A 13,867-nucleotide genomic window follows, 5' to 3' on the forward strand; every position below is an offset into this window, starting at 1 on the left:
AGTTGCAATTAAATCGTATGTAGTTGATATAGAACCACACATAGGGGGACAAGCGAAATGAAAGCAGTTGTCAGAGAACATATTCAACAGCTGGATGTGTCATTGGGCGGGGGCATTATCAGCGATAAAATTCGTGTGGACACGATTGATAATCCGATGCTTGTTATCGGGCTTGGCGGGACGGGGATCGATGCATTGCTCAGGCTGAAATACCAGATCAACCGCAGATTCAAGCTGCCCGAGGACCCTTTTACCAAGAAGAAGAAGGAAAAGCCAACGAATGTCGAATTTCTCGCATTGGAAACGAATGAGCATGACCGCAACAAAAAATATAAAGGGATCGGGCTCGATCCGTTGACCGAATTCGTGCTGCTGTCCAATGCCGAGATCGGCAGCGTGCTGCAAAACCGCAGCATCCTGGAGCCTTACATCCGCGAGTGGCTGTCTCCGGAATTGACGATTACGGACGGCATCAACGGTGCATCAGGTGTTCGGCAAGCTGGACGGCTGCTGTTATTCACGAAAATTGTCCAAGTCGTACAAACAATTGAGCGCAAAATCAAATCCTTGTCCGTCGGAACGAACAAGAAGCTGATGGTTTTCGTGCTAACCGGCTTGGCAGGGGGAACAGGCAGTGGCTGTTTCCTCGATATTTCCTACATTGTCCGGGGCATTATGGAGCGCGATTATGGCTCCGCCGGGGTGGACAAGGTTAATATCCTTGGCTATCTGTTCACGCCCGATGTCAATTTGGCGAATAAAAGCCTGACCGAGCATTCACGTGAATATATTAAGAAAAATGGCTATGCAGCAATGAAAGAGCTGGATTATTGGATGAATGTCGATGAGCGCAACGAGCGCTTTAAGCAGCAATATGCGACGATCTTGAACGTCAATTCACCCATGCCGCCATTTAATTTGGCCCATCTTATTTCGGCTACGAATCTAGAGGGCAAGCTGCTGGAAAATGCCTACGATTACTGTATGAACGTGACCGCCGAGAATATTACCAACTTTATGGCCAGCGAGGATAAAAGCTCCGGCGAGGAGTTTGCAATCCATGACTATATCAGCAATATCCGTACGAATATTAACCAAATGCCCAAGACGTATGCGGCCAATTACCAGTACAATATTTTGGGTGCGTCCTCTGCGGTACTGCCGATTGAAGAAATGACCACTTATCTGGCCTACAAAGTATTCCAGCGGATGGAAAAAATGTTCGATGCCGGTCCCTCCCAGGAGGAAGTCGAAAAGCTGGCGAATAAGCTGGGTGTTGACCCCGATTCCGTGCACCGTGAATTCAACAAGCGTGTCCCTGAGGTGCTGCCGGGCTACCAAAATAGCGAGCGGTTGAGCTATAACAACGTGATCAAGCAGCAGGTTGTGAACATTGATACAGAGCTGGAGCAAAGCTTTCTCTCGCGTGCCCGTGAGGAATATATTAAAAGCCGCAAACAGCTTCCTGGCCAAATCAAGAGCGAATTTTCCGAGCAAATGAAGAAAATTTTCAGCAATCCCGAGCAGGGTCCGTTTTATGTGTCGCGGATTATTTTGCAGGATAAGGGCTTTTGTCTGCTTAAGCTGATTTCTTCTTATATAGAAGCTTTGCGCGAAAGTATTTACCGCATCCCCCGTGACCTGGAGTCCGCCGAGGAGCAATCGGTATCCAAAATGGCCGAAGCCCGCAGCGCTTTTATTTCCAAGGACCGCAAAAAGGATGCTTTTATCGAGTCCAAAATCCAAGAGGTGCTTCTGCACGCTGACCGTGAGCGGATGGAGCAAATGATCGAGTTCTACGAGGATTTATATAAATTGATCAACGATGAAAATTCGCGGATTTATCAGGTGTTTTCCGAGCTGTTGAACGAGCTGAATAAAATATTCGAGAAAAATGGACGCATCCTGACGAATGGTGAGGAAGAAATCGACCATAAGGGCAACCGCACTTATTATTGGAATGTCGTCAGCGTCCCAGACATTGCCGAATTGATTGGTGAAGTGACCGATGAGAAAAATGTGAATGAGCTGATCCGTGATTTTACGAATGAGCTGCTGAATAAATCGAACCAGTGGATTAAGGAGCAGGAAGTGGATGTAATCAGCTCGATTTCCGAGTTTTTGACCGACCACTTCGGCGACCTGATTACCAAATCGATGGAGGATTACCTGCTGATCAAATACGGGCACGAGGATTCGATGGAAAAGCTGGTAGAGCAGCGGATTGCCAGCCGCCTCTATGAAGAAGCAAAGCCTGTCTTTCACCTGAGCAACAGCTCCGGCCACTTTAATTTCCCTTCGTGGGGATTCGTATCGGTGCCTTTTAAATCGCCGAGTATTTTTAAGGGGATCCGCAATTTCCAGGATAATGCGATTGCCAATTCGCGTTTTACGATCAAGGAAAGCCAAGTAAAAAACCGCATTTTCTGGCTGAACACGCAAAACGGTATCCCGTTATTTCTCTACACGCCAATGAAGGTTTACGAAGAAAGCTACGAGCGCACGATCCTGGAGCCGGAAGGCATTGGACGCCACCTCGTGCAGACCGACAAAGTGAACTGGACCTATCTGCCTTCCCCGATTCCGGAAAAATCGTGGGGCGATACGTATGTGAATGGGCGCGTCAAGCATTATAACGCTGAGGTGCGTTTCTCCTTCGAGCGCGCGTTAAGTCTCCACGTGATTCGCGCCAAAGGAGCGGACAGCGGTACGATTAATCGCTATGAATGTATGTTTGCCAAGCCTTTTGAGCTGGAGCGCTTTCTGGAAGCCTATTCCTTGCAGCTTAACGCGTCGAGACCTAATTTGGGCGAGTTACAACGTTGCGTTGGCGACATGAAGCAATTGCTGGAGAATGGCCTTGAGGTCGAGAGCACCAAGGATATATTCGGCAGCGTTAATGCGGATATGGCCAAAGAAAACCTGATCCGCTCACCGGAGCTATTGAAACGGGTCAAGGATGAGCTGGCCTTATACGATCGGATCGTCGTGAAGATCGCTGAGCTGGAAAAGCTATTGAACGTTTTTAAGGATGAAGAGAAGTTTGTATCCAATTTTATTGAAGCGATGTACACCTCGACCATTATCAAAAAAGGCGCTCTCTACGTATACGACCACGACGCGGAGGAAGATCCTTGGGAGCCGTTTGTGAACCTGATGAAGGTCAACAAATTCGTTGACTACGAAATCTACAGCAAGCTCCGCGAGCTTGATGAGAAACGGCAAAGCCTGCTGCAGCGCAAGGCAGCCAAACGCAGCCAAAGCTTAAGCGCATCGGATGATATTAAGCTGCTGGTTGAAACCTTACGCCAAATGGGCGAGTCCTACCAGGAATCCAAAGCAGCGCTGGATTATGAACGCGCCGAGCTTGCGGATGGCGAAGCGATGTACCAGTTCTATAAGCAGGTATCTAGCAGGGTGAATGACATGGTGAAGAGCTTGAGATAGGCTGAAATTCGGAAGATCAGGTGACCACATTGCTAAAATATAATATTTGTTTTTTTAAACAAGGCAACCATATCCTCCTATTAAATAGAGAAAGCCCAAGCTGGATGGGCTGCTGGAATGGTGTTGGCGGAAAGCTGGAGCCCGGGGAAACGCCGAGACAGTCAATGATTCGTGAAATTAGCGAAGAAACCGGCATCCATGAATCCCAATATCAGCTTACCTATAAAGGGATGGTTACTTGGACAGTTGATGGCGGGGGCTTAGGCGGAATGTATCTATATATTGCGGAATTAGGTGAGGATATCCCTTATGAGACTCCTGTTAAAACCGTTGAAGGAATACTGGACTGGAAGTCAATCGAATGGATTATGCACTCGGAAAATAGGGGAGTAGCAGCGAATATACCGATTTATTTAAATTATATCGTGCATGACCAGAGCTGCTATGAGCATTACTGTACGTTTAAAGAGGGCAAATTGCTGGATCACTGTTCCAAAATAATAGAATCATCAACAGAAGATCGAGCCGAAATGAATAAGTACCTTATGAGTAAGTCTTTCGCAATATAATGCAATAAAGAACATTTGTATGTATTTGGAATAAAAGGTGAAGTATGCATGAAATTGAATCTTGGGAAGGGATGGTTTCTTAAGAAGAGAGCGTACCAGCCAAGCCAATTGTCAAGACCAAGTGTTGACGCACTTGGTCTTTGTTAAATAAACCGTAACATAAAAATATCGCGGCAATGATATCTGCCTAAGGGCAGGAATTTCACACGGCTTACTACGAGCCCACATAAAAAAGGGGATTATATGGGCGATTGAGTTCCTAAGTAAAGAGCTTGCTGTAGTAATGGAAAAATCGGAAATCGATTATTATTCGGTAGATAAAATGCAGGCGAAGAACCAGAACATATTAGTACCTGCAATGACTCCATCCGTATTCGTGAGTTAGAAGAAGAGTAAGTACTTCTGTATGCAGAGCTCCATTGTCCACTAGAACGAAGAATATCGGAAGTAAGCAATAATAATTGTAAAATGGTCATCAGCCAAGCTGAGTATGCATCAGCGAGCTTTCAATAAAAAGGGATGCTAGCACCTAATCCAAGCGAGTCCCGGAGGGCGGGACAATGCGCCCCGAGAACACGCAGCCATGCATCACAACCATGCACCCCAAAACAAGCGTGTCCAAAGGACGAAAGCGCCCCGAGAACACGCCGCAACGCTAACAGACTGGGAGTCCAGAGGGCAAAGCCCTTTGGGGCCCTTCCTAGAGGGAGGGTTTGGGAGGGAGAAAGTATTTCTATGAGAAACCAACTAATCACATTCGCTAATCATTATGCTGTCAGAATGGACCATACGGGAACCGATGAGGATGAGATGCGCAGTATCAATCACCCCATCGTGTTTGTGTTCCTAGGTGACTTATCGGCGGAAGCCTTGGATACGATGCACGCGTTAAACAGCTCGAAGTGGAACAACTCCGCAGGTGTCGTTTACCTGCAAATCGGGACGAAGCCTCCCGCGGCGCTGGACAATGTATACGGCTGGAGCTTCGCAGCCCCGTCAGATGACAAGCGCAGGCTCCGACCAGCGATTCACAAGCAGTTTTATACAGACCAAGCGAAGCTGCTGGAGCTTAACGTGACTTTACGGCAGATGAATAGCCGGATTTCCCAGTTTGGCCGTATGTACACGCATCTACAGCGATTGAATATTGCCATCGTTACGCGCTTGGACGACCCGTTCAACATCCTTTTACCAGAAATCACGGTATTGATGGAAACCATTTTCGGGGAGCAATTCCGCTCGGTGGCCATTGACTTGTACGGCCTGCTGGAGGAAAAAGGAGTAGGCGAACAATTTGCTTTTCAGTCTTCGCTAGGCGTCAGCTTTTTGCAGGAGGTTGATGGCTACCAGAGCAGGGACTACGCATTTAAAGGCATGCTGCAAGTGACAGGTGAAGGCGTCCGATTGCCTGCTATGCATACAGCATCGTCGCTTTTTGATGTCGTTTATTTAGTGAGCGATAAGGATGAAAGGGGGATTTTTGCTGAAAATGGGATGCAAGGCAGCTATGAGGCGATTTGCAACCTAAGCTTGTTGAAAAACCGCAAAACCTTGAACGAATTGGACCCCAAGCATGGGGCGTACAATAACCAGCATTTTAAGCAAAATGCGACCCCACCTGACGGAGAAGGGCGCTGTTATGCTTCCGTGGGGCTTTCAAGAATCAAACGGCCGAATCCAGCGATAGCGCTAACGGTGCTTTACCATGTGTACAAGCATCTATTACAGCGGATGAAGGAAAATGCCGAGCTTGACCGGGAATATGTGCAGGATTTGCTGGAGCTTGCGCCGAGCCGCTATGACGATGATATTCGCTCACTTTTGCAGGATCCTGAGAAAGCTGTAGAAGGCATGTTTGGCTTGCTGCACGACCATATCTCCTTATCCGAGCTGCAATCGATGACGCTTTATGAGGCAGAGTCGGCGTTGTACGGGGGGAATGCGCAAGCCTTTTTTGAGATGAACACAGCTCGGCTGCTGGAGAAGGAATTTGCAGAACGTGATTTTGGCGGCTGGCTGCAAAAAAAACTCGATACCCGGATCATCGATAATCCATTGTTTGGGTTTTATGCGGCTTACTTGTGTTCCTCCGAAGGAGGGAGTGGGAGCTTGGTCGATGAGCTTCATGTACGGATTAAGGAAGCAACCAAGCTGCTGGAGCAAGGGCAAGGCGAATTAGAGCAGCTATATGCGGAGCGTGTGGCAGATCAGGCCTTTGCCAAAAGCTCCCTCTGGGGACGGCTTACGAACAAAATCTCTGTAAAAAGCTTCAGCCGCCACTTGCTCGACCTCGTTTACGGAATCAAGCTGGATCTGAAGCTATTGGAAATGAAGCTGCGGCTATTGCGGCAATATTTGCAAAAGCTGGAGGAGCTGCATGAGCGGACGAAGCCTTTTGTACAAAGATTACACCAGCTGGAAAAAACATTGCAGGATGCAAGCCGCGGCAGTATTTTGCTCACCAGTGACTATTTGAACCGCAATATCAATGAATACTACGGGCATGGGGTCCGAGAAATACTTGCTGAGCTGGAAAGCCGGCGGGGAGCTCAATTTTATTGGGATGAGCGGCATATGGGCAATATTTCGCAGCTGCTTGTCCAAGGCGAGGAGCCATTACTGCAGCGGCTGATGGAGGTTACGAGCAGAGAAATTTTTGTGAACCCCCTGTTCCAAAAATCATTCGAGGACGAGCTGCTGGAACGCGCCAATGTGGCGGCAAGCTACGATAACCGTGAGGTGTTGTCCAAAGAAGATCTTTTCCGTGATCTGTACAGCACTTTGGAAAATGAAGCAGCTATCCGTGCTGATGTATACCATTCCACACATAAGCACCGTTATATCGAAAAATACTTTTTTGGCGATTTTGAAAGTGAATTTATTCGTTATGCGTTTGCGGTCGACCAGGGAAGCCGTGCCTACAAGCTGGGCTGCGTCCAGGAAATGAAGCAAAGCGGCATTGAAAAACTGAACATTATGGGCGGCTTCCGAATCGAGGACCTGATGTATTACCGAAATGGCAAACGTTACTATGATACGTATATGGAGAATGGTTTTGCCTTTCATAGTATGGATACCTCAACAAATCAAGGATTCAAAGAAGTATAATCTTACAATATGATATACTAAACTTAGTAAATGTTGGATGCTATTAATATTGTATCCTCTAAGTCATGTATTTTAAAACGATATTTTTGATCGTTTCACAGTTTTGTATTACCGCATATGTCCTCTCCATGTTCGCTCTGGCAGTCAGCACCGGCTGTGGCGTACAGGATTGTAGTTAGAGAAGCAAGGTTATTAAGGTTTGTGTTTAAGCAAAGCCAGCTTGATGTTCCGAAGGAACGAAAGCGCCCATGAACGAAAAACCAAGCGTGTCCCGTAGGGACGGAAAGCGCCCCGAGAACACGCAGCACCGATAACAGACAGGGAGTCCAGAGGGCAACGCCCTTGGAGCCCTCCCTAGAGGGAGGGTTTGGGAGGGAGAAAAAACTGTGCGCAAATGGAATGGACTATTAACCGTATTAAGCTTAGTTGGCGGGATGATCGGGTTTGTGATTGGAGAATGGATCCTCGACAGATGGTCGGGGATCATGCACGAAACGCTACTGATGGGCATCTATTTTGGACAATTTGCATTGGTTGTGGGTATATGTTGCTTGCTCGCTGAAATCATCTCGCCTCAGCTAAACGGTCCCAGCTGGAGGCTGCGTTATGCGCGTGATGGCTGGAAATTCCTCGTTCCGGCCACCTTGCTGCTCTTATTTGTAGCTGGAGTCATCTGTCAGTTTATATATGGGCTACAGTTGGGGAACAGTGATAAGCCACGGGACTATGTGCTGCTGATCGACATGTCGGAGAGCATGAAGACCAGTGACCCGAACAACCAAAGCATCGAAGCGGCGCGTTCATTGATCAGCAAGATGGATGATGGCAAACGTGTTGCCATATTTACATTCAACGAGCAAACCCAGCTGGTCGTGCCGCTGACGCCACTTAAAAATTCAGGGGCGAGGGAGCAGCTTGCTGCCCAATTGAGTGCAATCAAAGCACCTATCGGGCAAACTGATATTGGCAGGGCCTTGACGATGGCTATGGAGCATATGACGAAGGAACGAATCCCGAACCAAAAAGCAGCGGTCATCCTGATCTCCGATGGCTATAGCAATGTCGATTTGGTAAAGACTTTGGCTCCGTATCAGCAGGAGCAAACCCAAGTACACACCGTAGGGATCGATTCTACACAGCGGGAGGGCAATTTGCTTCTGCAGCGGATCGCAACGGAAACGGGCGGCACCTACCATGACGTGAAACGGGTAGAAGGCATAACGGATGTATTTGACCAAATCTACCAAAATGGGCAACGTTGGCATTTGATGAACGAGCGTGCGGGTATAGCGGCGGAAGATGGGTATCACGGCTTGCTGCGTGTGGTACTAATAGTGCTTATTGGCGCAGTGCTTGGTATATCGTTAGGTATTGTATTTGATAACCGCTACTTGGCCAAATGCTTTTCGATTGGTGGTGCGATCGGCGGGCTTATTGCCGGCATCGTACTGGAAACCGGACTTCAAGGGGCTGTTGAGCCATTTATCGTCCGCGCTTTGGCTGATGCGGCGTTGGCATTCGTATTGTCTCTGTCAACCTTGATCATTGCGGTGGGCGGGCAAGGAGGCGGAACAGGCGGCTTTCGCAGTGTAGCTCGGGATCGTCCGATGCAAGGGGAACGGCGGAGCACCGAAGTGATTCGTAAACAATTTCGATAAAGGTAACGGGAGGCGGATTTCTTTTGCAATGGGAAGAACCTGAGCAGCAGTATAGAATCGTAAAAACGGCGTGCCAGGTTCTGGACGGGGAAAGCATCGTCACCTGGCATTGGCCTAAGCATGTGGAGGCTGTATATGTGTACAGTTTTCCTGATGGTATGGAGAAAGCGCCTGAGCTTCTGGAGCCGAGGCGCTTGAAGCTGTTCACCCGGGAAGAATATAAGACCAAATCGGGCTACCGCGAGCGCTTGGAGCATATTGGGATGCAAGGCTACCGGATTTTTCCTTGCCTTGTCCGTAGTGGCCAGCCAGTGCCGCTCAGCCAGACGGACCCTGATAATTACGTGCGTGTGAGCGGAGGGAAAGCAAAGCTAAGGTATGCGATTAAATATGGAAATAAATGGTTTAGTAAATATAAATCGGTGCGTATCCAGCTTTTTTGTGAAATTTCGGTTCCTCAGCAAGCGCTTTGTTATGTAAAGAAAGAGGGAGCGCCACCGATAAATAAAGAAGACGGGATCGCGTATCCTTTTCCGAATCATTTTGCATCGGGAAGCCATACATTGCCAGAGATCGAAGTGGGCAAAAACGATTATATCCGTATATTTTTTACCGATGGCAAGGCCTTTGGAGAGCTTTACGAATTGATAGCCGAATAATGAGCTTACGAAGAAAGTTTTGCTAAAGCAAAACTCTTAGGAGGAAAGAGCCATGTTGGATTTTTTTAAAAAAATGTTTGATAAAAAGCCGCCCGTCAAGGAACGGCCCCCCTATTACAGCATTGTGTGTCCACATTGCTTTAGTAAGTTTGAGCCCGAGGAAGTAGTCTTTCGAGCAAGCCATGTGAAAGAGAATGACGATGACTTTATGCTGCAGGAGGACCGGAAGCTGACCGATTGGCGCCGGAAGTTCAACCTGTCACAAGTCGACATGGAAGCGATTATTGAGCCACATACGATTCCTGATGAAAATAAAACCTATATCCAAAACGTGCTCGTAGCGATCACCGACCGTTATGGCGAAGAGACAAGGCGCCGCCTGTGCCCAAGCTGCCACAATGAGCTGCCGATTTCATCGGGCAAGGTGCCGAGCAACATTATCTCGATTGTAGGCGCGTCTCAAGTCGGTAAATCGGTCTATATGACCTCGTTGATCCATACGCTGCAAAATACGACCGCGTCCAATTTCAATGCGGCATGTATGCCGCTAAGTGCGGAGATCAGCCGCAAATTCCGGCAAAATTACCATGAGCCGATATTTGAACGCGGCAGCATGCTGCAATCGACGAATCCGAATGAACAGCAGGAGCCGTTTATTTTTCAATTCGTCTTCAAGGATGAGAGCGAGGCACCACTGACGCTTGTGTTTTTCGATGTGGCTGGTGAGGGTATGGTCGAACGCGATTATCTGGATATTTATGCCGCGCATATTAAAAATTCATCCGGTATCCTGTTTCTGGTCGATCCGCTGCAGATCCGCAGCATCCGCGACAAAGCTCGGCTTTATATCGGCGAGGAAGAGGGCGAATTCGCCAACCGTTACGATGAGCCACGTGAGGTGGTTATTAGCTTATTCGAGAATTTTATTGCCCACCAGCACAACAGCAAGACCGAGATCCCTACGGCCATCGTGCTGACCAAAAGCGATATGCTCGTGCATTTGATGGAAGAGGATAGTGAATATATACGTCCCAATAGCAATGTGTTCCGCAATGTCGTGCACAAGGGCTTCCTGAACAAGACGGAATTCGACAATATTAATGGTGAAATTGGCCGTTTTATCGAAAATGTCGACCGCCCGTTCAAGGACGCTATTGACGTTTATTTTAAAAATACAGCTTTTTTCGCTGTTTCTGCATTGGGTGCTAACCCGGTGAATAAGCAGCTTACCGGCGTTATCAATCCGATTCGGGTGGATGAGCCGTTTATATGGCTACTGTACCAGCTTGATTACGTGGCTAGGAGAGATGCAACATGATGGACGAGCGTAAAGCGATCCAGCAGCAATATTTTACAAGGGATCGGGAGGGCGTATTCCGCACCAGCGAAGGCTTCGATACGGTTGCCAAATCGGAGGGGCTGGATGTTGCTTTTATAAAAACGACGTTGAACCCCTTTTGTATCTATAAAGCGCCTAAGGAGCTATTGGGGCGTGGGGAAGAGGATGTTTCCCTGTACCCCGAATCACTAGTCGTGTTCCACGCCGATAATGGCGATATGGTGATCGGTCGGAGCTGCTTCGTCGGTGCCGATTTTACGGGACAGCGTAGTGCGTCGTTCACCCACCAATTCATTGTGCCGAAAGAGCGCAAGGAGCAATTCTTGCGTAATCCCGAGCGGTTGCTGCAAATTCGCTCCTTTCAAAGCGCTTATGATATTCGTGCTGGCAAGGTGCTTCCAGAGCTTGATGATATCGAGTACGATCCAGCAGCACGCAACGGAGGAATTGACCAAACCGAGCAATTGCTTACTCGTTTAAGGATCGACCAAACGCGCTTCCAGCAGCTGGTTTATACCGTGATGTCTTCGGTAACGAATAAAAAGAAGGTTTACATCGTTCTGGACACCCATGTAGTAGACAGCGCCGAGCTCGCGAAACAGCTACTGCAACTGATTTATAACTCGCTTCCTTATGCGACACGCCGACAGCTTGGGTTTATGACTTTCAGTAGTGAGCCGGAGGGTAAGCAGGGCTTACATATTATTTTTGTGGAAAAAGGTGGTATCCGCCAGCCTGACCGTAATATTGAGCGGGAGCATCTGTTTGATTTTCCGAATAACCGATTTATCCATAATGAGCTCCCTGCACAGGAGCATAAATACTTGGATTTTATTTGGCAGCACCGCCATTCTCCGGACCAGCTTGACCCTTTATTTGAATTTTGTGATGAGGCTTTACAGGGAACGCACAGCAATACGACTTTGAGGGTGCAGTCCTACGATGAGCTGTTCACCTTGTATGAAATCGAGCAAGGCAACCATGCGCTTTATGAGGCCAACCGTGCTGCAGCTATGCAGGCTATTGCCACCTATGCGAACGCAGAAACCATCCAGCAAAAAAACAGGCTAAATCAATTATTCATAACCTTGCTGCGCAAGGATGCGATGGATGCCACCATTCTTCCGGATGCGGATTATATCAAAAGCTTGCTGCAATACTATGCCTTTGCGGATGAAGGCGTGCGCAAATTGGTCAATACCTGCTTTGTACTTTTCATCAGCCGGGCGGCTTCTCGTTCCGATGATGAGGGTATGGCCGAAGCGGCCCATTTATTTGATCAGCTGCTAGGGCAGGATCATATGTTTGACGCCGTGATGAGCGGGCTTCATGGGCATCAGGCGGGTACAGCCGAGCGTTATGTCGCCTACCGGATGGAGAAAGCGGGAGGGGTCAAGGCGTTAATCGAGGAGATTCGATTCTGGATCCAGCATGGCGAAAGTATGGTCCAGCAGCGCTTTTTTACCAATGAAGTATTGAAAAAGGTGAAAAGACTGCTGCAGACCGATACGGTCATTAAGCAGGTCGAAGCGGCCAATACGTTGTACCGGTATTTTGACGAGCTGCCTGAACGTGCAAATAAGCCGCAATATGAGGATTTCTGCGGCCAATTAAAGCTTGAAATTCGTTTGGAGCTGCTGGAATCGCTAAAGCCGGCAAGCTTGGAGTATGAAGAAATTGTCCAGCTGGGCTTTATGCTGGAGAAGACAGACCAAGAGCTGAACAGCCATTTGGATAGCCGCCAGAGGCTAACTATGCATTTGCTCAGCACGATTTATAAAATATTGCTGATGGCGAAGAAGGAAGACTCCGAGCTCGTCAAAGCGATCGACAGGCTGGATACGCTGGATCTGGAGCGCGTCCAGGAAGCGCTGAAGAAGCTGTTGTTTTCGCGGATTGCGCCGGAGCATTTTAGCAAAATTGTGTATGCCTTTTACCGACCAAGCCTGGGGCGCAACTCCGGTTATGTAGCGGAATTCGATTATTACGGGCTACTGGAGTATCTCATGGAGAAGGGCAGGGACATGGTCTATGACTTTCTTGTCTGGTCCGCGGAGGATTCACGTTTCTTGAATCCCAAGCAGGGAATCGATGCCAATTATAGGGCGGCGCTGAGCAAATTTTTCGATATCCATGCCCCTAGGGCGTTTAGGGATAAGGATATTAAGCAAAAGCTGATGGCCACCCAGAACGATTCCTTTATCGCCTTTTACAAGGTGGTCAAGCTTCGGCAGTCTGAGGAATGGGTTCGTTTTCTGGTGAAAAATAAACGGCTGCTAACCCGATCAGTACTATCTCTGCTCGGTCTCATTGTGCTGCTGGTCGTCTTTCGCAGCCCCTTAATGATGCTGATTGCTTATATAGGACCGGCGCCTGTACTTGTCGTTGAAGCGATGCCCATTGATAACAATGCGTCGACGGTTACTTTACAAGCAACCGCTGACGAAGCCGATTCTAACGTACAGCTATTTATCAACGGCGAGTTCATCGGAAACGGCAAAGGCAGCAAAACAGTAGAATTGCAGGATGGCAATAATGTATTTGAGTTCAAGGCGGTGAACCGTGGTGGCAAAGCCTCCGAGGTCGTTCGTAAGGAGCTTACCTATGCGATGCCAGCACCGATCGTTACGATCGAGGCGCTGCCTGAGGTAACCCGTAACAGCACGATCACAATCAAAGTAGGTGCCGCGGATGTCCATGATCCGAGCCCGACTTTGTATATCAATGGAGAGGCAGCCGGACAGAGCAGCGTGACGAAGACGGTTGATCTAAAGCCCGGAGAGAACATGATTGAAATTAAAGCGACCAATAAGCGCGGAAAAACCAGTGAGCCGATCCTGAAGAAAATCAAGTATGAGCCTGCGGTAAAGTAGGAAAGTCGGTCTTGTAGCTAATCGCTTTGCGGGGAAGAGTCTCCCCAGATGGTAAGGAACCTTGTAGTAAAAAGTCGCTCCCGCATGGGGGCGACTTTTTACTGTTTTCCATGCGATGTTTAGGCACAAGGTTTATCCGTATAATCTTTCCGTAAAGGATACACAATTAACAAATAGGTTTCACAGATTTAACAATTGGTTTATATAATAAATA

General features: G+C 48.1%; 7 protein-coding genes. All 7 read left to right on the forward strand.

Going from position 1 to position 13,867, the window contains the following annotated elements:
• Positions 1–57: 57 nt before the first annotated feature.
• The 7 genes from G9U52_RS24640 to G9U52_RS24670 all read left to right on the forward strand — a co-directional run bounded on the left by G9U52_RS24640 (position 58) and on the right by G9U52_RS24670 (position 13,653).
• A complete protein-coding gene (locus tag G9U52_RS24640) occupies positions 58–3,447 on the forward strand; it encodes a tubulin-like doman-containing protein (protein WP_166153306.1) in 3,390 nt (1,129 codons plus the stop codon).
• Positions 3,448–3,467: 20 nt separating this feature from the next.
• Positions 3,468–4,016, forward strand: a complete 549-nt coding sequence (locus tag G9U52_RS24645; protein WP_311764920.1) for an NUDIX hydrolase — start codon at positions 3,468–3,470, stop codon at positions 4,014–4,016.
• Positions 4,017–4,751: 735 nt separating this feature from the next.
• Positions 4,752–7,124 (forward strand): hypothetical protein, encoded by a 2,373-nt coding sequence (locus G9U52_RS24650; RefSeq protein WP_166153308.1) that lies wholly within the window; start codon positions 4,752–4,754, stop codon positions 7,122–7,124.
• Between the two features lie 386 nt (positions 7,125–7,510).
• The gene (locus G9U52_RS24655) at positions 7,511–8,782 is read left to right on the forward strand and encodes a vWA domain-containing protein (protein ID WP_166153309.1); all 1,272 of its coding nucleotides are present in this window, start codon (positions 7,511–7,513) and stop codon (positions 8,780–8,782) included.
• 23 nt (positions 8,783–8,805) lie between these two features.
• Positions 8,806–9,441 carry a hypothetical protein gene (locus tag G9U52_RS24660; protein ID WP_166153310.1) on the forward strand — a complete coding sequence of 212 codons (636 nt, stop codon included), beginning with the start codon at positions 8,806–8,808 and terminating at the stop codon, positions 9,439–9,441.
• A 52-nt stretch (positions 9,442–9,493) separates the two neighbouring features.
• A complete protein-coding gene (locus G9U52_RS24665; protein WP_166153311.1) occupies positions 9,494–10,759 on the forward strand; it encodes a TRAFAC clade GTPase domain-containing protein in 1,266 nt (421 codons plus the stop codon).
• A complete protein-coding gene (locus tag G9U52_RS24670) occupies positions 10,756–13,653 on the forward strand; it encodes a GAP1-N2 domain-containing protein (RefSeq protein ID WP_166153312.1) in 2,898 nt (965 codons plus the stop codon). Before G9U52_RS24665 ends, G9U52_RS24670 begins: the two co-directional genes overlap by 4 nt.
• Positions 13,654–13,867 lie beyond the last annotated feature (214 nt).

This window comes from Paenibacillus agricola, assembly GCF_011440305.1.
GTDB lineage: Bacteria > Bacillota > Bacilli > Paenibacillales > NBRC-103111 > Paenibacillus_S > Paenibacillus_S agricola.

Bases quoted from the DNA above. Each gene is read 5' to 3' on its own strand.
- G9U52_RS24640 (WP_166153306.1), top strand. From the start codon at position 58: ATGAAAGCAGTTGTCAGAGAACATATTCAACAGCTGGATGTGTCATTG.
- G9U52_RS24650 (WP_166153308.1), top strand. From the start codon at position 4,752: ATGAGAAACCAACTAATCACATTCGCTAATCATTATGCTGTCAGAATG.
- G9U52_RS24665 (WP_166153311.1), top strand. From the start codon at position 9,494: ATGTTGGATTTTTTTAAAAAAATGTTTGATAAAAAGCCGCCCGTCAAG.
- G9U52_RS24670 (WP_166153312.1), top strand. From the start codon at position 10,756: ATGATGGACGAGCGTAAAGCGATCCAGCAGCAATATTTTACAAGGGAT.